The organism is Kitasatospora sp. NPDC058478, assembly GCF_042720345.1.
Taxonomy (GTDB): domain Bacteria; phylum Actinomycetota; class Actinomycetes; order Streptomycetales; family Streptomycetaceae; genus Kitasatospora.
Genome location: NZ_JBHXML010000015.1, coordinates 90,217 through 112,424, shown reverse-complemented (window position 1 = coordinate 112,424; position 22,208 = coordinate 90,217). Strand labels below are relative to the sequence as shown.

Sequence of the window (22,208 nt, the reverse complement as noted above, 5' to 3'; positions counted from 1 at the left end):
GCGGCGCCTACGCCGACGACTTCGTCTACTCCGACGGCTGCGGCGTCCAGCGGTGCAGGCCCTTGCGGTCGTAGTACCGGGTCATCCCGAAGCCGAAGGCCAGGGCGAGCACCACGCCGACCGCGATCATGGTCCAGCCCCGGGCCAGGCCCGCGTCCGCCCGGGCGTCGAAGAACAGGATCGCCCGGATGCCGTCGCTGAGCTGGCGCATCGGCTCGAAGACGCTGAGGAAGCGGTAGAAGCCGGGCACCGCCTGGAGCGGGATGGTCGCCCCCGAGGAGGGCAGCGCCAGCGCGATGAAGACGAACATGGACACCAGCTGCCCGATCCCGCCGAACGCCGCGTTGATCGCCTGGACCCCGAGGCCGACGGCGAGGCTGGCGCAGTAGGCGAAGACCCAGAGCAGCGCCTGGTGCGGGGCGTCCATGCCGAGGACGGTGACCGAGCAGAGCATCACCAGGGTGGTGGTGAGCAGCATGATGCCGGCCGTCATGAGCATCTTCAGCAGCAGGGTCTGGGTGCGGGTGATCGGGACGGTCGGGCGCCGGGTGTGCCAGGGGCCGAGCTCGCTGTCGCTGTAGCCGAGCGCGGTGTCGACGCCGTTGTGGATGATGTTGCCGCCGATGAAGCCGGTCAGCACGGCCAGCAGGGTGTAGTAGAAGGCGCTCAGGCCGAGCCCGCTGTGGGTGCCGATCGGGTGGCCGACCCGGGTGGTGACGGCGAGCGGGTCGGCGAGCAGCAGCCGCGCGGTGGCGCTGGCGCCCGTGCCGGAGGCGGTGGGCGGCGCGGCGGCGGTCAGCTCCTTGCCGAGCGCCAGCGAGGCCTGGTGGGCGGCGGACTGGGTGATCTGAGAGGCCAGCGAGGAGCCGAGGCTGCCGAGGCCGGGGTTGGTCAGCACCGTCAGGGTGGGCCGTTCGGTGGCCCGGCCGGTGGTCAGTGCCGCCACGTCGGCGGTGAACGCCTGCGGGACGAGCAGCGCGCCGTAGACCTTCCCGGTGGAGAGCTGGTCCATCGCCTCGGCCTGGTCGACCTGGCGCCAGTCGACGGTGCTGCCGGGCGTCCCGGCGACGATCTCCCGGGTGAGCCGCGCGCCCAGGCTCTCCGTCCGGCCCGGCGGCGGCGGGCCCTGATCCGCGTTCACCAGGGCGATCGGGAGCCGGTGCAGGTGCCCGGTCGGGTTGAGGATGCCGCCCATGTAGAGCAGCGAGAGCACCACGGCCAGCAGGCCGCACAGGATGCTCGGAACGAGCCACAGCTTCGCGTGGCGGGCGAGCACGAGGGCCCGCGCCTGCCGGGGACCGTCCTGGGAGCCTGCGGACGCCATGCCACCCCTCGGATTCGGGCGCAACCTGGTGCTGCTGCCGATGCGGTGGGAAGTCGTTCCGTGGCGGCTCGGCGGCAAAACCCCACGTCACCCGATCCGCCCCGCCGTGCTCCGGCCGGGGCCGCCGGGACAGAAGGTAAAGGTTCTACCAAGTACGCAAGTATCGGCCTCCGCGCGGTCTATGCTTCTGGAGGTTTGAAGAAGGCACCTCGTTCGGTGAGGCTTCTTCACGGACACAGGCCACTGATCCGACGACGTCGAGAGACGCCCAGGGTTAGGACAGATCTTCCCGACCTAAGGGTTGATCCGAAGTGGCTTCCGGCCCGACCGGGCTGGACACGCCGTGGAGTGCCAAAGCTCTGACGAGTTGGGGTGAACCGGCGGTCGCTTCGCGCGCCGGCGAACTCCTTGCCGCGTCGATCACACGCACCACGGGGTGCGTCGACCGGGAGGAGGCGAGAGACATGGATTGCAGTAGTCCGGGCCACAGTTGCCCCTGCCCCCGCTTGTCCTCGCACACTCCCGGCACGCGGTAACGACCCTCCCTGCGCACATCTCTGACGGTTCATCACCTCGACACCCGGCTTCGCCGTGCCCGAACGGGCCCGCACCGCCGGGTGGCGATGCGCCGCGCCCGTCCGCAGGGGGATCGCCGCCGTGCGCCCCCGATCGCCCCGCCTGCCCGGGGCCCACGGGAGGATCGTCATGACCACCAACGCCACGCTCGACTCCAAGGTCCCCGCCCCGCGTTCAGCGGTACTGGACGACGCCCACGTCGGCGACATCAGGGGTGCGCTCGGCACCATCCGGCTCGACGACACCACGCCGCGCCACGGCCTGTCCGCGCGGCTCAAGACCCTGCTGGCGATCGTGGGCCCCGGCCTGATCGTGATGGTCGGCGACAACGACGCGGGCGCCTTCTCGACGTACGGGCAGGCGGGGCAGAACTACGGCACCCAGCTGCTGTGGACGCTGCTGATGCTGGTCCCGGTGCTGTACGTGAACCAGGAGATGGTGCTGCGCCTGGGCGCCGTCACCGGTGTCGGGCACGCCCGGCTGATCCTGGAGCGCTTCGGGAAGTTCTGGGGCGCGTTCAGTGTCATCGACCTGTTCCTGCTCAACGCGCTGACGCTGGTCACCGAGTTCATCGGCGTCACCCTGGCCGCCGGGTACCTGGGCCTGCCGAAGGTCGCCTCGGTGGTGCTGGCCGCCGTGATCATCATCGCCTCGGCGTTCACCGGCTCGTTCCAGCGCTTCGAGCGCGTCGCCGTCACGCTGTGCGTGGGTTCGCTGCTGCTGGTGCCGATCTACTTCATGGTCCACCCGAAGACCTCGCAGATGGCACACGACTTCGTGGTGCCCAGCATGCCGGGCGGCTCGGGCCAGCTGGCGGCCGTGATGCTGGTGATCGTCTCCATCGTGGGCACCACCGTCGCCCCGTGGCAGCTGTTCTTCCAGCAGTCGTACGTCATCGACAAGCGGATCACGCCGCGTTTCATGAAGTACGAGAAGGTCGACCTGTGGATCGGGATCGCCATCGTCATCATCGGCGCCGCCGCGATGATGGGCTTCACCGCCGCGGCCTTCGCCGGCACCGACGGCTTCGGCCAGTTCTCGGATGCGGCCGCCGTCGCCAAGGGCCTTGAGGACAAGGCCGGGCACGTGGTCGGTGTGCTGTTCGCCATCGCGCTGCTGGACGCCTCGATCATCGGCGCCTTCGCCGTCTCCCTCTCCACCGCCTACGCGATCGGCGACGTGTTCGGCATCAGGCACTCGCTGCACCGGGGCGTCAAGGGCGCCAAGGGCTTCTACGCGATCTACGCCGGCCTGGTGGTCGCGGCGGCCGCGATCACGCTGCTGTCCACCGGCTACACCCAGGGCCTGATGACGCAGTTCGTCCAGGTGCTGGCCGGTGTGCTGCTGCCCTCGGCGACGGTGTTCCTGCTGCTGCTGTGCAACGACAAGGCCGTCCTGGGGCCCTGGGTCAACGGGCCCAAGACCAACGCCTTCACCTCCGCCGTGGTCGGCGTCCTGGTGATGCTGTCGCTGATCCTGACCGCCGCCGTGGTCTGGCCCGACATCAGCTCGCAGGCGATCCTGTGGATCATGGCCGGCTGCGGCGTGGCCGGCGTCCTGGTCGCTGGGTACTTCTTCACCTTCGGCCGCACCGCCACCAAGGAGGACCCGATCGACCGCACCGGCCGCGAGGAATGGCGGATGCCCCCGCTGGAGACCCTCGGCAAGCCGGTCATGTCCACCGCCCGCAAGGTCGGCATGGGCGCCCTGCGCGCCTACCTCCTGGTCGCGATGGTGATGGTCATCATCAAGATCGTCCAGACCGCGCTCAACCACTGAGCCGCCGCCGGGGCGGCGCCCGACAGTACCGCCGCCCCGGCCCCGACCCGGAAACCTCGACCGCCCCGCACCCGGGGAAGGAAGGAAGTACGGCCATGCGCACCGCCCCTCACCACCACTGCCCGCGCGTCCGCCTCGCCCTGCACGACGGCGTCGAGAGGAACTACCGCCTCGACGACCCCGGCGTCTGCCCGCACTCCGGCACGCCCAACACCCGGGCCTGCGCGTACGAGCCGCGCGTGCACCTGGCCTACCTGCTGGCCCGCCAGGGCCACCGCCCGGACTGGCTCGCCGACTTCGCGGACCTCCCGCCGGCCGCCGCGCGCCGCCTCAGCCGCGCCGCCGCCCGCCACCGGCCGCACGGCTGACGCCCCGCCGACCGCACCACCCCGCGCCCTCGCGCACCCCCTTCACCCGCTGCCCCGTCACGGAGGTGACCTGCCATGTCCATCGTCGCCGCGTTCCACCCCTCCCTCCCGTCCGCCGGCCTCGGCCGCCTGCGCGCCGCGCTCGCCGCCGTGGGCCGACGCCTGGCGGAGAGCCCGCTGGACAGCCCCGTCCTGCACGCCGTCACGGCCCAGGCCCCGGCACCGGCCGCCGCCTCCGCCGACCGCCCCGCCCGACTGCGGGCCAGCTGGCGGACCGTCACGGCCCCGGACGGCACCGCCCGGCTGGAAGCCTCCTGGCACCCCTGGCACCCCTGGCACCCCGCCCGCTGACCACCCGTACCGATGCGTACAGATCCGCACCGACCCCGCACCGACCCGCCGAAGGAGCATCCGCCATGGCCGTGCGCTACCCCAGGCTCGAAGCCATCTTCTCGGACCACACCGCCGCCGCCCCGCCCCGGCGGCCGCGCCCCGCCCCGGCCCCCCGGCCCGCCGTCGACCCGGACACCGGCCTGGTGGTGGACCCCGAGCAGCGCACCGTCACCGTCGACGGGCAGCAACTGACGCTCCCCTACCTGGAGTTCGAGCTGCTCGCGCACCTGGTCGACAACCCGCTGCGGGTCCACTCCCGCCGCCAGCTGATGGAGACGGTCTGGGGCCGGCCGGACACCGGCGACACCCGCACCATCGCCACCCACATCGCCCGGATCCGCCGCAAGCTCGGCCCCGGCCACCGGGAGGCGATCGCCACCGTCCGCCAGATCGGCTACAAGTACGACCCCCGCCTGACCCGCGTCGCCTGACCGCCGCCCGGCCGCGCCGCCCGACTGCGCCGCCCGAGGCCCGATCGCCCGCCCCGGCGGCACCCCACCGGCCAGCACCCCACCGAAGGAGGACACCGCCGTGACCAGAACCGCCCTGTTCCCCTGGACCAGCAGAGGGACGGCGCTGTGCGGCGTCCTGCTCCTCCTCACCCTCCAGGGGATCGCCGTCGGCGTCGCCCCGGGGCGACTGCGGCTCTTCCTCTCCGGCGTGCTCATCGGCGCCTCGGCGGCCGGACTGCTCCTCGCCCTGCTGCTCGCCCGCAGCGGGCGCGGCACCGCCCGACCCGCCGACCCCGGCGAGGACGACACCCAGTGGTTCAGCGCCCGCTCCCTGGACGGGTTCCCGATGGAGCAGGTCCGACCGCTGCTGCTGTCGCCCGGCGCCCCCGGCCTGAACCGGCTCTACACCGCCTGGGTGTTCGCCACCCACGGGCACGACCCCCAGTGGATCGCCCACCACCTCGACCTGTCCACCCCGACCGCCCGGCTGCTGGTCACCGCGGCCCGGCACCACACCGCTCCCGACAGGAGGCCGCAGTGATCACGGCCCTCGACCACGTCCAGCTCTCCGCACCCCCCGGCAGCGAGGCCCTGCTGCGGGCCTTCTACGGCGACGTCCTGCAGATGGCCGAGATCCCCAAGCCCCGGCCGCTGACCGAGGGCGGCGGCTGCTGGTTCGCCGCCGACGGCGGCCGGGTCCGGCTCTACCTCGGCATCGAGGAGCGCTTCCGCCCCAGCACCAAGGCCCACCCCGGCATCGCGGTCTCCGAGATCGACGACTTCGCCTCGCGGCTGTCCGAGCTCGGCGCGCTCGTGGTGTGGGACGACAGCCTGCCGCCCCGGCGCCGCTTCTACACCACCGACCCCGTCGGCAACCTGCTGGAGTTCGTCGAAACGGCCTGAGCCGGCACGCGGGGGAACCCCGGATCCATTTGCCTACGGACGTACCGAAGGAGCAGACTGCCCGGGGCCCGCAGGACGGGCCGGGACGGCACCAGACGACACCACCGGAGGAGGCGGCCATGGGCGAAGACCCTCCCAGTACGCGCCGCCGTACCGGCCGCCTCCCCCACGCCCGCCCGCGCGCCTGACGCGACGGCCCGGGGGGACGCGGCGTTCGTCCCGATCCCGCTGACGTCGCACGCACCTCTCCCGACCCCGGGGCCCCGGGTGCGCGCCGGAGGTGCACCCCATGACCCTGCCGAAGCCGGCCCCGGGCGCCGCCCGGGGCTCACTGCCATCCCGGACGGCCGCCCGCCTGGCCCGGATGACCTGGGTGGACGCGCTCGTCGCGGCCGCCGTCCTGGTGCTGCTCTACCTCGCGCTGCGGGTCGGGCAGGGCACCACCGTCCGGTTCTCCACCGGCCGGAACGCGGCGGTCGACACCGACCCGGCGCGGCTGCCGTACGACGCGGCGCGCTCGCTGCTGCGGATGTTCGCCGCGCTCGCCGTGTCGGTGGTCTTCACCTTCGGCTACGCCTACGCCGCGGCCCGCAGCCGCCGGCTGGAGCGGGTCCTGATCCCGGCCCTGGACATCCTCCAGTCGGTGCCGGTGCTCGCCTTCCTGACCGTCGCGGTGACCGGCTTCCTCGCCCTGTTCCCCGGCTCCGTGCTGGGCCTGGAGTGCGCGGCGGTGTTCGCCATCTTCACCTCCCAGGCCTGGAACATGACCTTCGGCTTCTACTGCTCGCTGGTCTCGCTGCCGCCCGAACTCGACGAGCTGTCGCGCTCGTTCCGCTTCACCCGGTGGATGCGGTTCTGGAAGGTCGAACTGCCCTCGGGCATGATCGGCCTGGTCTGGAACGGCATGCTGAGCTTCGGCGGCGGCTGGTTCTTCCTGGTCGCCTCCGAGGCGATCAGCGTCGACAACCAGCGCTACGCGCTGCCCGGGGTCGGCTCCTACGCGGGCGCCGCCATCGCCGCCGGCGACCTCGGCCGGGTCGGCTGGGCGATCGCCACCATGGCCGTCCTCGTGGTCGGCGTCAACCTGCTGTTCTGGCGCCCGCTCACCGCCTGGGCCGAACGCTTCAAGAACGAGCAGTCCGAGGCCACCGAGGTGCAGCGCTCCGTCGTGCTGGACCTGCTGCGCCGCTCGCACTGGCCCGGACTGCTCGGCCGGCTGCTGCGCCCGGGGTGGCGGGCGCTCTCCCGGGCCGGGCGCCTGCTGGGCACCGACGACCGCCCGCTGGCCGTCGACCCCGGGCGGCGGCGCGCCGGGGACGCCGCCTTCGCCGCCGTCGCCGGCGGCCTCGTGCTCTGGGGCCTGGTCGACCTCGGCCGCTACCTGCACGGCGCGACCGGCCTCGGCGTGTTCGGCGAACCGCTGCTGCTCGGCCTCGCCACGCTCGCCCGGGTCGTCGTCCTGGTGACCGTCGCCACCCTGGTCTGGGTGCCGGTCGGCGTGCGGATCGGCTTCTCCCCCCGGCTGACCCGGATCGCCCAGCCGCTGGTGCAGGTGCTCGCCAGCTTCCCGGCCAACTTCCTCTTCCCGCTGGTCGTCTGGCTGCTGCTGCGGACCGGGCTGTCGATCGACCTCGGCGGCGTCCTGCTGATGGCCCTCGGCGCCCAGTGGTACATCCTGTTCAACACCATCGCCGGTGCCATGGCCATCCCCACCGACCTGCGCGAGGCCATGGACGACCTCGGCGTGCGCGGCTGGCAGCGCTGGCGGCGGCTGATCATCCCCGGGATCTTCCCGGCCTACGTCACCGGCGGCCTCACCGCCTCCGGCGGCGCCTGGAACGCCTCCATCGTCTCCGAGGTCGTCACCTTCGGCGGTACCACGCTCACCGCCACCGGCCTCGGCGCGTACATCGCGCGGGCCACCGAGCGCGGCGACTACCCGCACCTGCTCGCCGGGGTGGCGGTGATGAGCCTGTACGTCGTCGCCCTCAACCGGCTGCTCTGGCGCCGCCTCTACCGCCTGGCCGAGCGCCGCTACTCGCTCTGACCCGCGCCCGCTCCCCGCCCCGGAGGTCCCCGCATGCGCTTCCCGTTCCCCCGCGCCGCCCGCCCCGCGCCGCCCGCCGCCGCCGTGTTCTCCCCCTCCGAACCTTCCCCCGCCGACGGCGAGGTCCTGCTGGAGACCGTCGGCCTCACCAAGGCCTACGCCGGCGCCGACGGCGCGCTGCCCGTGCTGTCCGGCATCGACCTCACCGTCCGGGCCGGCGAGATCGTCGCCCTGCTCGGCCGCTCCGGCTCCGGCAAGTCCACCCTGCTGCGCTGCCTGTCCGGGCTGATCCCGCCCAGCTCCGGCACCGTCGCCTACCGCGGCACCCCGCTCACCGGTGCCAACCCGGGCACCGCCCTGGTGTTCCAGACCTTCGCGCTGCTGCCCTGGCTGACCGTCCGGCAGAACGTCGAACTCGGCCTGGAGGCCCGCGGCGTGCCGCCCCGGGAGCGCGCCGAGGCCGCCGTCCAGGCCATCGACCTGATCGGCCTGGCCGGCTTCGAGTCCGCCTACCCCAAGGAGCTCTCCGGCGGCATGCGCCAGCGCGTCGGCTTCGCCCGCGCCCTGGTCGTCGAACCGGACGTGCTGATGATGGACGAGCCCTTCTCCGCGCTGGACGTCCTCACCGCCGAGAACCTGCGCGGCGAGCTGCTGGAACTGTGGGAGTCCGGCCAGTTCCCCACCCGCGCCGTCGTCCTGGTCACCCACAACATCGAGGAGGCGGTCCTGATGGCCGACCGCATCGTCGTCCTCGGCTCCCGCCCGTACGGCACCATCAGGGAGACCGTCGAGGTCGACCTCGACCGGCCCCGCGACCGCGACGCCGCCGCCTTCGACGAACTCGTCGACCGGGTCTACCGGATCATGACCGGACGCCCCAAGGAGACCCGGCTGCCCGGCCGCGCCGACGGCGCCCGGCCCGACCGGCGCACCGTCGCCAACACCCCGCTGCCCACGGCCAGCGTGGACGGCCTCGCCGGCCTCGCCGCGATGATCGCCCACCGCGGCGGCTGCTGCGACCTCGCCGACCTCGCCGACGAACTCGGCCTCGACATCGACGACATGCTCCCCCAGCTCGACGCCCTCGACCTGCTCGGCTTCGCCGAGATCCACGGCGACGACCTGCTGCTCACCGAGGCCGGCACCGCCTTCGCCGGAGCCGACGTCCAGGAGTCCCGGACCATCTTCGCCGGTGCCGCGGTGGACGTCCCGCTGGTCCGGCTGATCACCAACGGCCTGCGCGGCCGCCCCGGCGCCGCCGTGCACGCCGGCTTCTTCCGCGACCTGCTCGCCCACCACTACACCAGCGAACAGGTCGACCGGCAGTTGGAGACCGCCACCGACTGGGGCCGCTACGCCGGGCTGTTCGGCTACGACGCCGCCCTGCGGGAGTACCGGCTCGACGAGGAGACGGCCTGAAGCCCCGGAGTCAGGCCTGGCCGGTGGCCGGGCGGCGGCGGGCGGAGCGGACGGCGCGGGCGAACGGCTGCTCGGCCGTCGCGGCGGCCGGGCCGGTACCGCCGCCGTCGCCGCCGTCACCGCGCCCGGGCAGGTCGTTGGCGATCAGCGCCGCCTCCGTCAGCAGGCCGCGCACCTCGGCGGCGCGGTAGAAGATCCGGGTGCCCTCCCGGCGCGAGACGACCAGCCCGGCCGCCCGCAGCCTGGCCAGGTGCTGCGAGGTCGCCGCCACGTGCGCGCCCAGCAGCTCCGCCAGTTCGCTGACCGGCAGCTCCCGCCGGGTCAGCGCCCAGAGCAGCCGGTACCGGGACGGGTCGGCGACCGCCTTCAGCACCGCGACCGCCCGCTCCGCCGCGTCCGTGTCCCACGCCTCTTCCTGCGCACCCATGCCAGGGATCCTACCGAGCCGGTCCCGCCGCCCCGGCGGCGCCGAAGCCGGTGCCGTCCGGCCGGGCGCGGGCGTCGCCGACAGGCGTACCCAGCGGGCGTCGACACCGGGCGTCGATAGCGGGCCGATGGCCGGGGCTGCCAGGCTTCAGCCATCCTTTCAGCCGCTGCCGACCGGCCGCGCCGTCCAGGAGTTGGAGTCCGTACGAGATGATCGAGCACACCACGTTCCGTACCGCGGTCAGCGGATCGCACGAGCACAATCCCTGGGGCTGAGCGGCCTGGGTCCGCCTTCGGACGCCCGCCCGCCGGGCGGTGTCGGGGAGGACGGACCCGGCCGCCGTGGTCGGTGGGGCGACCACGGCGGCGGTTGGGGGGGTGGGGGCGGGTCATGCCGTCAGGCCGCGGCGAGGGCCGCCCTGACCGCGGCGCCGACCTGCTCGGTGGTGAGGGTGCCGCCGAGGTCCGGCGTGCAGGCGCCCTCGGCCACGGCCGTGCCGACGGCCAGCTGGATCGCCTTCGCCTCGGCGGCCCAGCCCAGGCGCTCCAGCATCAGCGCGGAGCTGAGGATGGCGCCGAAGGGGTTGCCGATGCCCTGGCCGGCGATGTCGGGCGCGCTGCCGTGCACCGGCTCGTAGAGGCCGAACCCGGTGTCCGGGTTGATGTTGGCCGAGGCCGCGTTGCCCAGGCCGCCGGCCAGCATGGCCGCCAGGTCGCTGAGGATGTCGCCGTACGAGTTGTTGGTGACGATCACGTCGAACTGCGACGGGTCGGAGATCAGCTTCATCGCGGCGGCGTCGACGTAGAGGTGGGTGGAGTCGATGGCGGGGTGCTTCGCGGCGGCCTCGCGGAACACCCGCTGCCACACCTGGCCGCCGTGCCGGACGGCGTTGGACTTGTCGACCATGCAGACGCCGCGCTCGGCGATCGAGTACGCGTACTCCATCACCCGCGAGACGCCCATGTAGGTGCTGACGTCCGCGTCGACGGCCATCTCGTGCACGGTGTTCCCGCGCAGCACTCCGCCGATGTCGGTGTAGAGGCCCTCGGTGTTCTCCCGGACGATCACGGCGTCGATGGCGCGGGTCCGGGCGTCGCGCAGCGGGCTCAGCCGCTCCTGGAGCAGGGTGGCCGGGCGGTGGTTGACGTACAGGTCGAGGTCGAAGCGCAGGCGCAGCAGGACGCCGCGGCCGTAGTCCGAGGTCTTCACCCGGGGGTCGCCGATGGCGCCGAAGAGCACCGAGTCGCTCGCCTTGATCCGCTCGAAGTCCTCGTCGGACAGGGAGACCCCGGTCCGCAGGTAGGTGTCGGCGTTGACGTGGTCGAGCACGTCGACCGCGAGGTCCAGGCCCAGCGACTCGATGGTCTCCAGGGCCTCCTTGGTCACCTCGGGGCCGATGCCGTCACCGGGGATGACGGTCACTGTCTTGGTCATGGGTCTCTCACCGTTTCTGGGGTGGGGCCGGCCGGTTGTGGGTCGGGTCGGCCGGGCCGGGGGCGTCGGGCAGGGTCACCGCCGCGCGGCCCTGGGAGCTGCGCCGGGGGGCGCGGTCGTCAGGAGGCCCGGCGCTGCTTCGCGGTGTCCGGGGAGGAGAAGGCGCCGCGGGTGATGCTGGTCATCCAGGCCGGGCGGCCCTGCTCGAAGGCGGCGATCGCGTCGGCCTTGCGCAGGGTGACGTCGATGTCGTCGAGGCCGTTGAGCAGCAGCCAGCGGGCGCGCTGGTCGGCCTCGAACTCCCAGGTCCCGAGGTCGGTGCCGACGGTCAGCTGCTCCAGGTCGACGGTGATCTCGAACTTCGGGTCGGCCTGGGCGCGTTCGGCGAGGTCGGCGACGACGGGCACCGGCAGGGCGACGGCCAGCAGGCCGTTCTTCAGCGCGTTGCGCAGGAAGATGTCGCCGAAGCTGGTGGCGATGACGGCCCGGAAGCCCCAGTCGCGCAGGGCCCACACGGCGTGCTCGCGGGAGCTGCCGGTGCCGAAGTTGTGGCCCGCCACCAGGACGCTCGCGTCCTGGTGCTCCGGCTGGTTCAGGACGAACCCGGGCTCCTTGCGCCAGTGCCCGAACAGGGTGTCGGCGTAGCCGGTCTTGGTCAGCCGCTTGCAGAACTCGGCCGGGATGATCTGGTCGGTGTCGACGTCGTCCCGGGACAGGGCCACGGCCTGTCCGGTGTGCGCCGTGAGCGGCTGCCTCATGCCTCTGCCCCCTGCTGGTCGGTCTGGCTGCGGTCGGTGGAACGGGTCGAACAGGCCGGTCGGGTGGAACGGGTCGGGCGGGTGTGCCCGGCGGGCGCGGTCACAGCTCGGTCGGCGCGGCCAGGCGGCCGACCACGGCGGTGGCGGCGGCGACGACGGGCGAGACCAGGTGGGTGCGGGCGTGGGTGCCCTGCCGGCCCTCGTAGTTGCGGTTGGAGGTGGAGGCGACCCGCTGGATGCCCTGGAGGCGGTCGGCGTTGATGCCCATGCACATCGAGCAGCCGGAGAGCCGCCACTGCGCGCCCGCGTCGAGGAAGACCTGGTCCAGGCCCTCCTCCTCGGCCTGGGCCCGGACGGCCATCGAGCCGGGGACGACGAGCATGGTGATCCGGTCGGAGACCTTGCGCCCGCGCAGCACGTCGGCGGCGGCCCGCAGGTCCTCGATCCGGCCGTTGGTGCAGGAGCCGAGGAAGACCGTGTTGATCTCGACGTCCCGCAGGGCGACGTCCGGTTCGAGGCCCATGTACTCCAGGGCGCGGCGCGCGGCCTGCTGCTCGGCGGGGGTCGCGAAGGTCTCGGGCGCCGGCACCGCGGCGTCCAGCGGGACGGCCTGGCCGGGGTTGGTGCCCCAGGTGACGAAGGGCTTGAGCCCGGTGACGTCCAGTTCGACGACGCGGTCGAAGGCGGCGCCCTCGTCGGTGCGCAGGGACTGCCAGTAGCTGACGGCCTCGTCCCAGTCGGCCTCGGCGGCCGGGTCCCAGCGCTCGCGCAGGTAGGCGAGCGTGGTGTCGTCGGGGGCGATCAGGCCGGCGCGGGCGCCCGCCTCGATGCTCATGTTGCAGACCGTCATCCGCCCCTCCATGGAGAGGTTCTCGACGGCCTTGCCGCGGTACTCGATCGCGTAGCCGTTGGCGCCGTTGGCGCCGATGTGCGCGATCAGCGCGAGGATCAGGTCCTTCGGCGTGACGTCGGCCGGCGGCTCGCCGACGAACTCGACGGACATCGTCCGGGGGCGCTGGAGCGCCAGCGTCTGGGTGGCGAGCACGTGCTCGACGTCGCTGGTGCCGACGCCGAAGGCGAGCGCCCCGAAGGCGCCGTGCGTGGAGGTGTGGCTGTCGCCGCACACCACGGTCATGCCGGGGCGCACGAAGCCCAGTTCGGGCGCCACCACGTGCACGATGCCCTGCCGGTCGTCGCCGAGCGAGAACAGCTCGATCCCCTGCTCCTCGCAGTTCTCGCGCAGGCGCTCCAGCTGGGCGCTGCCCATCGCGTCCTTGACCAGCAGCGTGTTGGTGGGCACGTTGTGGTCTTCGAGGGCGAGCGCGAGGTCGGGCCGGCGGACCCGGCGGCCGGCCAGCTGGAGGCCGTCGAAGGCCTGCGGGGAACTCGCCTCGTGGAGCAGGTGCAGGTCGATGTAGAGCAGGTCGGGCTCGCCCGGTGCCTGGTCGACGACGTGGCTCTGCCAGACCTTCTCGATCAGGTTGCGCTCGGTGCCGCCCATCAGCTGGCCACCGCCATCTCGCTGGTGCGCTCCAGGCGCTCGGCGATGATCTCGCGCAGCTCGCCCAGTTCGATGCAGGTGCCGTCGGCGCGGCCCGCGATGTAGGTCTCGTAGATCTCGTCGAGCAGGTCGTGCTCGGCGCCGATTCCCATCTGGTCGAACAGGTTGCGGACCACATTGCGCCCGGAGTGCCGGCCGATGAGAATTCCGCGCTCGCGGCCGAAGCTGTGCGGCTCGACGTATTCGTAGGTCACCGGATTGCGCAGCATTCCGGCCTGGTGGATTCCGGCCTGGGTGGCGAAGGCGTTCTCCCCGAATATCGCCTTGTTGCGCGGCGTCGACATTCCGATGATCCGGGCCAGCAGCTGGTAGGCCTCGTAGAACTTCTCGGTGCGCAGCCGGCTGGTCAGGCCGAGCTGCTCGCCCTTGTAGAGCAGCACCGCGGCCAGCTCCTCCAGCGGGGTGTTGCCCGCACGCTCGCCGATGCCGGCGATGGTGGCCTGCACCTCGTCCGCGCCGGCCTCGACGCCGGCCAGGGCGTTGGCGAGGGAGAGCCCGAGGTCCTGGTGGCAGTGGGTGGACAGGATGATGTGGTCCGGGATCCAGGAGCGGACCCGCGCCACCTGGGCGCCGAACTCGGACGGGATCAGGCAGCCGGTGGTGTCGGCGAGCGCCACCGTGTTGGCGCCCTCCTCGATGCCGGCCTCGATCATCGGGCGCAGCAGGTCGTCGCTGCCCCGGCTGGCGTCCTCGATGCCGAGCGTGATGTCGGTGAAGCCCAGCTCGCGGGCGAACCGGATGCTGTCGATGATCTCGTGCAGGCCCTCGGCCCGGGTGAGGCCGCGCTTGTGCTCCAGGTGGACGTCGCTGCCGGTGGCCATGATCTGGACCTGGTGGCGCTCGACGCCGCCGGCCTGGGCGGCCAGCTCGATGTCCGCGCGGACGGCCCGGTTGAGGGTCGCCACCTTGGCGGTGGTGAGCGCGCCCGCGATCAGTCTGGTCGCCTCGAAGTCACGCGGTGAGGAGCTGGGGAAGCCGGCCTCGATGGTGTCGACGCCGGTGGCCTCGATGGCGAGGGCCAGCTCCAGTTTCTGGTCGGGGTTCATCGCGTTGCCCGGGGCCTGTTCGCCGTCGCGCAGTGTCGAGTCGAATACCCGGAGCCGCCGTGCGGTGGGGACGGATTTCGGAGACATGGATTTTCCGCCTCTTTCGGGAACGCCGCCGGACGGGCGACCGGACGGGAGGTCGCGGTGTGCGGCGGCGGAGGATTGTGGCTGGCAGCGGTGACTTTACTGGTCCGGAATCACTGCCCGTCAAGACTTTTCGAACAAATAATCATTCGATGGCGGGCCGATAGCGGGACCCCTGACAATAGGCTTGACGCGCCCTTTTCCCGATGCATCGTGTACTGAGGCAAGGAGTGGTTTTCATGCGAGATATCCCGTCCGAGGAACGTCCGCCGGCCCGGTTACCGCGCCCGGGGCGGGTGGGCTGATGGCGAGGGTCATCGTCGAAGCGCTGGACAGCGTCCACGGGCGCACCGCCGCCGGCCTCGACGCGAGACTGGAGTCGCTGGTCGACAACGAGTGGGTGCCGGTGGTCGAGCGGAGAACGGACGCGAGCGGCCGGATCGAGGAGTGGGGCGGGACGGACGGCGGACGCGGCCTCTACCGGCTGGTGTTCGACGTCGACCGGTACTTCAGCGGGCTCGGCCTGTTCACCGTGCACCCCGAGGTGGCGGCCACCTTCCGGGTCTCCGACGGCGAGTCGGGGCACCGGGTGAGCCTCACCCTCTCGCTGAACCACTACGCGGTGGCCTTCATCGCCGACTAGGACGGTGGACCCGGGCCCGCGGGGGGCTCCGGGTCGCCGGCGGCCAGCCGGGCGGCGCGCAGCAGGTCGAGGGTGCGGGCCTCCTCGGCGGGGGTCCGCATCAGGCGGAACACCAGCCGGGCCCGCCGCAGGTGCTGGACCGCCAGGTCGGCCTCCCCGGTGCCGAGCGCCAACTCGCCGAGGGTGACGAGGATCCGGCCCATGATCAGCCGTTCGTTGGAGCCCTCCGCGAGGAGCAGGGCGCGGTGCAGGGCGTGGGCGGCCTCGCCGCTCTCGCCGAGCCGGTGGCGGGCCGCGCCGATGCCGTGCAGGGCGTAGATCTCGCCGGTGTGGTCGCCGATCAGCCGGACGACGTCGAGGGCGTGGGAGAAGGCCTCCAGGGCCCGGTCGTAGCCGCCGCGTTCCAGGTGGCTCTGGCCCATCCGGTGCAGCACCTGGGCCTCGACCCGCCGGCCGCGGCCCTCCCGGCTGAGCCGCAGCGCCTCGTCGAGGAGCTCCCCGGCGCCCTCCTCGTCGCCCGCGCCCAGTTTGAGCTGGGCCAGGTTGTGCAGCACGTAGGCGACGGCGACGGAGCCGCCGCTCGCCCGCAGGACGGTGAGGGCGGCCTGGTAGTGGGCGGTCGCCTCGTCGATCCGGCCGTCCACCCGGGCGAGGTAGCCGAGGCCGCGGGCGGTCAGGGCGGAGCCGAGGTCGTCGCCGAGGTCGGTGAAGATCCCGGCGGCCTGGCGGAAGCGCTCCTCGGCGGCGGCGAAGTTCTGCCGGGTCAGCGCGAGCGAGCCGAGGGAGTGCAGTGCGGCGGCCTGGCCGAGCCGGTCGCCGCCCTTACGGGCGGCCGCGAGGGCGAGTTCGTGGGTGTCGCGCCAGTCGTCGAGCCGGCCGTGGGTCTCCAGGAACGTCACGGCGGTGACGGCGAGTTCCCAGCAGTGCGCGGTGAGGCCCATCATGGCCGCCTGTCTGACCCGGGGCACAAGCATGGGCCGCTCCCGGGCGAACCACCGCAGCGGCTCGGCCAGCAGCCGGTCCACCGTCCGGGCGGGCAGCGGGTGCAGGGCGGTGCCGCGGCCGCGGATCAGCACGTCGCGGCCGTACTCGCGCTGCCTCGCCTCGATCAGCAGGTAGAGGAAGCAGCCGATCACCCGGGCCAGTGCGGCCTCCCGCTCCTCGACGCTCTCCTCGTCGACGAGGCGTTCGCGCGCGAAGACCCGGATCAGGTTGTGCAGCCGGTACTGGGTGTGGCGGCCGGGCGCGGTGCCGACGGCGTCCAGCAGTTGGGCGTCGGAGAGTTCGTCGATCAGGTCCTGGACCTGGTACTCGGGGAGGTCGAGCAGCGCCATGCCGACCCAGGTGGAGAACGGCCCCTCGTCGATCAGGGCGATCCGCCGCAGCAGCCGGCGGGCGCCCTCGCTGACGCTCTCGTAGGTGAGCGAGAGGCCGGCCCTGATGCCGACGTCGGCGTACTTGAGCTCGTCGAGCCGGCGGGTCCCGTCCTCCAGCCGCTCCACCAGTTCGGTGATCTCCCAGTGCGGCCGGGCGGCGAGCCGGGCGCCGGCGATGCGCAGCGCCAGCGGCAGGTGGTCGCAGAGTTCGGCGAGCGCCTTCGCCGCCTCCGGTTCGGCCGCCACCCGCGCGGGGCCGGCGATCCGGCCGAGCAGTTCCGCGGACTGCTCGGGGTCGAAGGTGTCGACGTCCACCCGGACGGCTCCGGCGAGGCTGCCGATGTGCCGCCGGCTGGTGACGATCACGGCCGAGGTGGGCTTGCCCGGCAGCAGCGGGGTGATCTGGCTCTCGGTGGCGACGTTGTCGAGGACGATCAGCACCCGGCGCTCGGCGAGCAGGGCCCGGTACATCTCGGCCCGCTCCTCCAGCCCGTCGGGGATGGCGGTGCCGTTGACGCCGAGGGCGCGCAGGAAGCGCTCCAGCACCTGGGCCGGGCCGACGGTGTCGGGGGCCCCGGCGTGCAGGTCGGCGAAGAGCTGCCCGCCGGGGAACTCGGCGGCGATCTGGTGGGCCGCGTGGACGGCCACGGCGGTCTTGCCGACCCCGGCCTTGCCGACGACGGAGACGATCGGGACGGCCAGCCGGGACTGGTCGTGGGAGGAGAGCAGCAGCCGTTCGCGCAGGCCGGCGAGCAGGTGCTCGCGGCCGGTGAAGTCGGCGAGGTCGGCGGGGAGCATCTCCGGGACGGCGGCGGGGGCGGCGGGGGCCACGGGCGGCGCGGCGGCGGGCTCGGCGGCCGGGGCTCCGTGGGCGGCGGCCGGACGGCTGTCGGGCAGGTCGAGCCGGGGGTCGCCGGCGAGGATGGAGAGTTCGAGCCGCTGCAGCCGGGGGTCGGGTTCGACGCCGAGTTCGTCGATCATCCACTGGCGGGTGTCGCGGTAGACCTGGAGCGCCTCGGTCTGGCGCCCGGAGCGGTAGAGCGCCAGCATCAGCTGGCCGCGCAGCCGCTCCCGTAACGGGAACTCGTCGACCAGGCCCAGGAGTTCGCCGACGGCAGCGCCGTGCCGGCCGAGCGCGAGTTCGAGCTGGATGCACTCCTCGGTGGCGCCGACCCACTGCTCGGTGAGCTGGCCGGCGGCGGAGCGGATCGACTCGCTGGGCAGGCCGCCGAGGGGGTCGCCGCGCCACAGTCCGAGCGCCTGCCGGAAGAGGGCGGCGGCCTCCGCCTTGCGGTCCTGGGCCTCCGCCCTGCGGTCGCGGTCCTCCGCCGTGCGGTCGTGGGCCTCCGCCTTCTGGTCGCGCAGCGCCCGCGCCTTCCCGACCCGGTCGCGGGCCTGGAGCAGGTCGAGCTGGTCGTCCGCCGCCTTCACCATGTAGCCCTGCGGGTGGGTGGTGATGACGTCGGAGAGGCCGTGCGCGGCGAACAGCCGGCGCAGGGCGGAGACGCTGATCTGCAACTGCGCGCGGGCGGTGGCCGGCGGGGCCTCCTCGTAGAGGGCGCGGACCAGGCGGTCCACGCTGACCACCCGGTTGACGTCGAGGAGCAGCGCGGCGAGCACCGTCTGCTGCCGGATCCCGCCGAGGTTCAGCGGCCTGGCGTCGACGAGCGCTTCGAGCGGGCCGAGAATGCGGTACTCGACCCGGGGCACGGGTGAGGAACTGCCGTCGTGGCGTATGCCGGAACCAGGTCTGTGCCCCACCGTTTCCACTCCCCCCAGAGGAATAGGCGCAGGATCGCAAGGCACTCTAAGGACGGCCCGGTCAATGGGTCAACGCTATTCAGTTCTCCCCAAAAGACGCCGCCTGACGGGTTGCGATCGGCGCCCGCACCCCCGGGTGACCCACGAAAAATCGGCACGGAAATGCCGGTTGGCCGGATCGGCGCGCACCGATCCGGCCAACCGTCGCCCGGGGCGGTTTCAGGCCTTCATCAGTTCCGCGACCCGGAAGGCGAGGTCGAGGGACTGGCGGTGGTTCAGCCGCGGGTCGCAGGCCGTCTCGTAGCGCTGGTGCAGGTCCTCGGCGCGGACCTGGTCGCCGCCGCCGAGGCACTCCGTGACATCGTCGCCGGTGAGCTCGACGTGGATGCCGCCGGCGTGCGTGCCCAGCTCCCGGTGCACCTCGAAGAAGCCGGCGACCTCGCCCAGGATGTCGTCGAAGCGGCGGGTCTTGCGGCCGTCGTCGGTCTGGACGGTGTTGCCGTGCATCGGGTCGCAGATCCAGGCGACCCGGGCGCCCTCCGCCGTGACCTTCTCCACCAGCGGCGGCAGCAGTTCGCGCACCCGGCCCGCGCCCATCCGCACCACGAAGGTCAGCCGGCCGGGCCGGCGGTCGGGGTCGAGGCGGTCGACGTAGCCGAGGACCTCGTCCGCGGTGGTCGTGGGGCCGAGCTTGACGGCGATCGGGTTGTGGATCCCGGCGAAGTAGGCGATGTGCGCGTCGTCCAGGCCCCTGGTCCGCTCGCCGACCCAGAGCAGGTGCCCGCTGGTGGCGTAGTGCGCCCCGGTGCGCGGGTCGGTGCGGGTGAGCGGCTGCTCGTAGTCCAGCAGCAGTCCCTCGTGGCTGGCGAAGAACTCGGCCTCCAGCAGCCCGGCCGGGTCGCAGCCGCAGGCTTGCAGGAAGCGCAGGGCGCGGTCCACGCCGTCGGCCAGTTCCTCGTAGCGGCGGGCCTCGGCGGAGTCCTCCAGGAAGCCGCGGTTCCACTGGTGGGCCTGGTAGAGGGAGGCGCTGCCGCCGGCCGCGAAGCCGCGGACCAGGTTGAGGGTGACCGCCGACGCCTCGTACATCCGCCGCAGCCGCGCCGGGTCCGGGCGGCGGGCCGCCTCGGTGAACTCCGGGCCGTTGACCGCGTCGCCCCGGTAGGAGGGCAGGCTGAGGCCGTCGCGGGTCTCGTCCGGCTGGGAACGGGGCTTGGCGTACTGCCCGGCCAGCCGGCCGATCTTCACGACCGGGACGCCGCTCGCGTAGGTCAGCACCACCGCCATCTGCAGCAGGGTGCGCAGCTTGGCGGTGACCGCGTCCGCGGTGAGGCCGCCGAAGGTCTCGGCGCAGTCGCCGCCCTGGAGGACGAAGGCCTCGCCGGCGGCGACGGCGGCCATCCGGTCGGTCAGCCGGTCGCACTCCTCGGCGAGGACCAGGGGCGGGGCGGCCGACAGGTCGGCGACCACCTCGCGCAGCGCCGCCTGGTCCGGCCACTGCGGTTGCTGGGCCGCCGGCAGGGAACGCCAGGCGGCAGGTGCTCCGGTCTGCGGAATTCGATTCATCACGGCCCTCGGATGGGAACGGAAATCGCTGGCCCGCTCATTGCAGCCCGGCCGCGGAAAGAAGGTCAAGCGTCCGCGAATTGGCCTGCTCCCACACCGGAGAACTGGTCTGACCGCCTTCCGGGACGAACGGATTGACTGGGGGCCATTCGTTCACCGGCCGTACCCAGCCGGCCATTCACGATGAGGATTCCGATGCCAGACGCGCCATCGCACCCTCCGTTCGCCGTCCGGCTCGGCACCGCGCCGCTGCCGCCGCACGACCCGCTGGAGCTGTACACGCGGCTGGGCGACCGGCTCGGCGCGGAGCAGGTGTACCTGCTGGAGAGCCTGACCGAGTCCGGCCGGCAGGGCGGGCCCGCGGTACTCGGCTGCGGCCCGCTCGCCGAGATCCGGCTGTACGGCTCGTACCTGGAGATCGACGGGATCGCGGAGCTCGCCCCGGTGCTGCGGGCGACCGCCGAGGCGGCGGGCCTCACCCCCGCCGCCGACGCCCCCGGGCGGCTGGAGGCCCCCGACCCGGCCCGCGTCTGGGAGTTCCTGCGGCGCGCACAGGGCCTGTTCGGCCTGGAGCCGGGCCTGCCCGGCGACCGCTTCCACTTCGGCTTCCTGGCCCGGTTCGGCTACGACGCGGCCTGGCACATGGAGGACCTGCCGGCCCGGGCGCTGCCGCCGGCCCGCCCGGACGCCGTGCTGACGCTGTTCCGCGACAGCGTGCACTACGGCACCGACGGCGCGCCGGTCCTGCGGACGGCCGACAGCCCGGCCTTCGGCGAGCACGGCCGGCACGACCTCGCGGGCGCGGCCCGGGAGGCGGCCGGGCAGGAGCCGCAGGCCGCGTGCCCGCCGGCCGCCCGCCCGCAGTCCGTGCACGACAGCGTGGACCGCGACACCTTCCACGGCTGGGTCCGGCGCTGCCTGGAGCACATCGGGGTCGGCGACATCTACCAGATCCAGGTCGGCCACCGGATCGACGTCCGCACCGCGCTGACGCCGGTCGAGGTCTACCGGCGGCTGCGCTCGCGCAACCCCTCCCCGCACATGTACCTGCTCCCGAACGGCGAGGGCACGCTGATCGGCGCCAGCCCCGAGCTGCTGTTCCGGATCGAGGACGGCCGGATCGTGATGCGCCCGATCGCCGGCACCACCCGTCGCGACCAGGACGAGGAGGAGAACGAGCGGCGGATCAAGGCCCTGCTGGCGAGCACCAAGGAGCAGGCCGAGCACGTCATGCTCGTCGACCTCTCCCGCAACGACATCAGCCGGGTCTGCAAGCCGCACACCCTGACGGCCGACGACCTGATGGTGGTGGAGACCTTCTCGCACGTCTTCCACCTGGTGTCCACGGTCAGCGCCGAACTGGAGGAGGACGCCGACGTGTGGCGGTCGCTGTGCGCGACCTTCCCGGCCGGCACCATGACCGGCGCGCCCAAGCTGCGCGCCATGGAGATCATCCACGAGATCGAGCGGGAGCCGCGCGGGGCCTACGCCGGCGCCGTCGGCCTGATCGACGTCGGCGGCTGGAGCGAACTGGCGCTGTGCATCCGCACGATCGCGCACGACGGCGCGGTGTACTCCGTGCAGAGTTCCGCGGGGATCGTCGCCGACTCGACCCCCGAGGGCGAGTGGAACGAGACGTTGGCGAAGCTGGGCGCCGCCTACTGGGCCCTGACGGGTGAGGAGTTGACGGCGTGAAGGTTCTTCTGGTGGACGCGCGGGACAGCTTCGTCCACATCATCGACCAGTACCTGCGGGCGCTCGGCGCGGACACCGAGGTGGTCCGCTCGCACACCCGCACCCCCGAGCAGCTGGCCGCGACCGCGCCCGACGCGGTCGTGCTCGGCCCCGGCCCCGGGCACCCGGCGGCCTCCGGCCACGTCGAGCTCGTCCACCACTTCGCCGGGAAGGTCCCGCTGCTCGGCGTGTGCCTGGGCCACCAGGCGATCGGCCTGGCGTTCGGCGGGCGGGTCCAGGTCGCCGACCGGCTGATGCACGGACGCACCAGCACCGTGACGCACGACGGGCGCGGCCTGTTCGCCGGCCTCGGCAACAGCCTCACCGCGACCAGGTACCACTCCCTGATCGTCACCCAGCCGCTGCCCGAGGACCTGGAACTCACCGCGACCGCCGACGACGACGGCTACGTCATGGGCATGCGGCACCGCAGCCTGCCCATCGAGTCGGTGCAGTTCCACCCCGAGAGCATCACCACCACCGGCGGCATGCAGCTGCTGGAGAACTTCCTCGCGGTCGGCGCCGGGCGCTGACCGCACGCACATCGGAATCGACGAGCG

At 73.1% G+C, this 22,208-nt stretch carries 19 protein-coding genes and 1 riboswitch; of the genes, 11 read left to right on the top strand and 8 right to left on the bottom strand.

Annotation, left to right across the window (positions count from 1 at the left end; all coding sequences use genetic code 11):
• Positions 1-25: 25 nt before the first annotated feature.
• Positions 26-1,324 carry a YhgE/Pip domain-containing protein gene (locus ACFWPT_RS11190; protein ID WP_380481219.1) on the bottom strand — a complete coding sequence of 433 codons (1,299 nt, stop codon included), beginning with the start codon at positions 1,322-1,324 and terminating at the stop codon, positions 26-28.
• Positions 1,325-1,525: 201 nt separating this feature from the next.
• A riboswitch (M-box (ykoK) riboswitch) is annotated at positions 1,526-1,703 on the top strand.
• A 326-nt stretch (positions 1,704-2,029) separates the two neighbouring features.
• Between ACFWPT_RS11190 and ACFWPT_RS11185 the strand changes: the two genes are divergently transcribed.
• The 8 genes from ACFWPT_RS11185 to ACFWPT_RS11150 all read left to right on the top strand — a co-directional run bounded on the left by ACFWPT_RS11185 (position 2,030) and on the right by ACFWPT_RS11150 (position 9,261).
• Positions 2,030-3,679, top strand: coding sequence for an NRAMP family divalent metal transporter (locus tag ACFWPT_RS11185; protein ID WP_380481216.1), 1,650 nt, complete (start codon positions 2,030-2,032; stop codon positions 3,677-3,679).
• 95 nt (positions 3,680-3,774) lie between these two features.
• Entirely contained in the window at positions 3,775-4,047 is a 273-nt protein-coding gene (locus ACFWPT_RS11180; RefSeq protein WP_380377906.1) for a hypothetical protein, read from the top strand.
• A 75-nt stretch (positions 4,048-4,122) separates the two neighbouring features.
• The gene (locus tag ACFWPT_RS11175) at positions 4,123-4,398 is read left to right on the top strand and encodes a hypothetical protein (protein ID WP_380481213.1); all 276 of its coding nucleotides are present in this window, start codon (positions 4,123-4,125) and stop codon (positions 4,396-4,398) included.
• Positions 4,399-4,463: 65 nt separating this feature from the next.
• The gene (locus ACFWPT_RS11170; protein ID WP_363623399.1) at positions 4,464-4,871 is read left to right on the top strand and encodes a winged helix-turn-helix domain-containing protein; all 408 of its coding nucleotides are present in this window, start codon (positions 4,464-4,466) and stop codon (positions 4,869-4,871) included.
• Positions 4,872-4,971: 100 nt separating this feature from the next.
• Complete coding sequence (locus tag ACFWPT_RS11165; protein ID WP_380377912.1) at positions 4,972-5,433, top strand: hypothetical protein; 462 nt, start codon at positions 4,972-4,974, stop codon at positions 5,431-5,433.
• A complete protein-coding gene (locus ACFWPT_RS11160; protein ID WP_380481210.1) occupies positions 5,430-5,795 on the top strand; it encodes a glyoxalase in 366 nt (121 codons plus the stop codon). Before ACFWPT_RS11165 ends, ACFWPT_RS11160 begins: the two co-directional genes overlap by 4 nt.
• 289 nt (positions 5,796-6,084) lie before the next feature.
• The gene (locus ACFWPT_RS11155; RefSeq protein WP_380481207.1) at positions 6,085-7,842 is read left to right on the top strand and encodes an ABC transporter permease; all 1,758 of its coding nucleotides are present in this window, start codon (positions 6,085-6,087) and stop codon (positions 7,840-7,842) included.
• Between the two features lie 33 nt (positions 7,843-7,875).
• Positions 7,876-9,261, top strand: coding sequence for a nitrate/sulfonate/bicarbonate ABC transporter ATP-binding protein (locus ACFWPT_RS11150; RefSeq protein ID WP_380481204.1), 1,386 nt, complete (start codon positions 7,876-7,878; stop codon positions 9,259-9,261).
• Positions 9,262-9,271: 10 nt separating this feature from the next.
• Here the strand turns inward: ACFWPT_RS11150 and ACFWPT_RS11145 are convergent, their stop codons facing one another.
• From ACFWPT_RS11145 to ACFWPT_RS11125, 5 genes are all read right to left on the bottom strand, one after another.
• The gene (locus tag ACFWPT_RS11145) at positions 9,272-9,688 is read right to left on the bottom strand and encodes a metalloregulator ArsR/SmtB family transcription factor (protein ID WP_063349734.1); all 417 of its coding nucleotides are present in this window, start codon (positions 9,686-9,688) and stop codon (positions 9,272-9,274) included.
• Between the two features lie 396 nt (positions 9,689-10,084).
• Entirely contained in the window at positions 10,085-11,122 is a 1,038-nt protein-coding gene (locus tag ACFWPT_RS11140) for an isocitrate/isopropylmalate dehydrogenase family protein (protein WP_063349733.1), read from the bottom strand.
• 119 nt (positions 11,123-11,241) lie between these two features.
• On the bottom strand, positions 11,242-11,880 hold the full coding sequence (gene leuD, locus ACFWPT_RS11135) for a 3-isopropylmalate dehydratase small subunit (protein WP_063349732.1): 639 nt from the start codon (positions 11,878-11,880) through the stop codon (positions 11,242-11,244).
• Positions 11,881-11,980: 100 nt separating this feature from the next.
• Positions 11,981-13,381, bottom strand: coding sequence for a 3-isopropylmalate dehydratase large subunit (gene leuC, locus ACFWPT_RS11130; RefSeq protein WP_063349731.1), 1,401 nt, complete (start codon positions 13,379-13,381; stop codon positions 11,981-11,983).
• Positions 13,381-14,574, bottom strand: a complete 1,194-nt coding sequence (locus tag ACFWPT_RS11125) for a LeuA family protein (protein ID WP_063349730.1) — start codon at positions 14,572-14,574, stop codon at positions 13,381-13,383. The genes leuC and ACFWPT_RS11125 overlap by 1 nt, the downstream gene beginning before the upstream one ends.
• Before the next feature lie 301 nt (positions 14,575-14,875).
• Between ACFWPT_RS11125 and ACFWPT_RS11120 the strand changes: the two genes are divergently transcribed.
• A complete protein-coding gene (locus ACFWPT_RS11120) occupies positions 14,876-15,214 on the top strand; it encodes a hydroxyisourate hydrolase (RefSeq protein ID WP_063349729.1) in 339 nt (112 codons plus the stop codon).
• Here the strand turns inward: ACFWPT_RS11120 and ACFWPT_RS11115 are convergent.
• Together ACFWPT_RS11115 and ACFWPT_RS11110 are read right to left on the bottom strand one after the other, a co-directional pair.
• The gene (locus ACFWPT_RS11115) at positions 15,211-18,300 is read right to left on the bottom strand and encodes a BTAD domain-containing putative transcriptional regulator (RefSeq protein ID WP_380481199.1); all 3,090 of its coding nucleotides are present in this window, start codon (positions 18,298-18,300) and stop codon (positions 15,211-15,213) included. The genes ACFWPT_RS11120 and ACFWPT_RS11115 overlap by 4 nt on opposite strands.
• Before the next feature lie 270 nt (positions 18,301-18,570).
• Positions 18,571-19,914 carry a class II 3-deoxy-7-phosphoheptulonate synthase gene (locus ACFWPT_RS11110; RefSeq protein ID WP_063351485.1) on the bottom strand — a complete coding sequence of 448 codons (1,344 nt, stop codon included), beginning with the start codon at positions 19,912-19,914 and terminating at the stop codon, positions 18,571-18,573.
• A gap of 195 nt (positions 19,915-20,109) precedes the next feature.
• On the opposite strand from ACFWPT_RS11110, the gene ACFWPT_RS11105 reads away from it, so the two are divergent.
• Together ACFWPT_RS11105 and ACFWPT_RS11100 are read left to right on the top strand one after the other, a co-directional pair.
• Positions 20,110-21,609, top strand: a complete 1,500-nt coding sequence (locus tag ACFWPT_RS11105) for an anthranilate synthase component I family protein (RefSeq protein ID WP_380345904.1) — start codon at positions 20,110-20,112, stop codon at positions 21,607-21,609.
• Positions 21,606-22,181: an aminodeoxychorismate/anthranilate synthase component II gene (locus ACFWPT_RS11100; RefSeq protein ID WP_063349726.1), complete on the top strand. Its 576-nt coding sequence runs from the start codon at positions 21,606-21,608 to the stop codon at positions 22,179-22,181. The genes ACFWPT_RS11105 and ACFWPT_RS11100 overlap by 4 nt, the downstream gene beginning before the upstream one ends.
• Positions 22,182-22,208 lie beyond the last annotated feature (27 nt).

Coding starts and splice junctions, on each gene's coding strand:
- ACFWPT_RS11190 (WP_380481219.1), bottom strand. CDS start 1,324: ATGGCGTCCGCAGGCTCCCAGGACGGTCCCCGGCAGGCGCGGGCCCTC.
- ACFWPT_RS11185 (WP_380481216.1), top strand. CDS start 2,030: ATGACCACCAACGCCACGCTCGACTCCAAGGTCCCCGCCCCGCGTTCA.
- ACFWPT_RS11180 (WP_380377906.1), top strand. CDS start 3,775: ATGCGCACCGCCCCTCACCACCACTGCCCGCGCGTCCGCCTCGCCCTG.
- ACFWPT_RS11175 (WP_380481213.1), top strand. CDS start 4,123: ATGTCCATCGTCGCCGCGTTCCACCCCTCCCTCCCGTCCGCCGGCCTC.
- ACFWPT_RS11170 (WP_363623399.1), top strand. CDS start 4,464: ATGGCCGTGCGCTACCCCAGGCTCGAAGCCATCTTCTCGGACCACACC.
- ACFWPT_RS11155 (WP_380481207.1), top strand. CDS start 6,085: ATGACCCTGCCGAAGCCGGCCCCGGGCGCCGCCCGGGGCTCACTGCCA.
- ACFWPT_RS11150 (WP_380481204.1), top strand. CDS start 7,876: ATGCGCTTCCCGTTCCCCCGCGCCGCCCGCCCCGCGCCGCCCGCCGCC.
- ACFWPT_RS11145 (WP_063349734.1), bottom strand. CDS start 9,688: ATGGGTGCGCAGGAAGAGGCGTGGGACACGGACGCGGCGGAGCGGGCG.
- ACFWPT_RS11140 (WP_063349733.1), bottom strand. CDS start 11,122: ATGACCAAGACAGTGACCGTCATCCCCGGTGACGGCATCGGCCCCGAG.
- leuD (WP_063349732.1), bottom strand. CDS start 11,880: ATGAGGCAGCCGCTCACGGCGCACACCGGACAGGCCGTGGCCCTGTCC.
- leuC (WP_063349731.1), bottom strand. CDS start 13,381: ATGGGCGGCACCGAGCGCAACCTGATCGAGAAGGTCTGGCAGAGCCAC.
- ACFWPT_RS11125 (WP_063349730.1), bottom strand. CDS start 14,574: ATGTCTCCGAAATCCGTCCCCACCGCACGGCGGCTCCGGGTATTCGAC.
- ACFWPT_RS11120 (WP_063349729.1), top strand. CDS start 14,876: ATGGCGAGGGTCATCGTCGAAGCGCTGGACAGCGTCCACGGGCGCACC.
- ACFWPT_RS11110 (WP_063351485.1), bottom strand. CDS start 19,914: ATGAATCGAATTCCGCAGACCGGAGCACCTGCCGCCTGGCGTTCCCTG.
- ACFWPT_RS11105 (WP_380345904.1), top strand. CDS start 20,110: ATGCCAGACGCGCCATCGCACCCTCCGTTCGCCGTCCGGCTCGGCACC.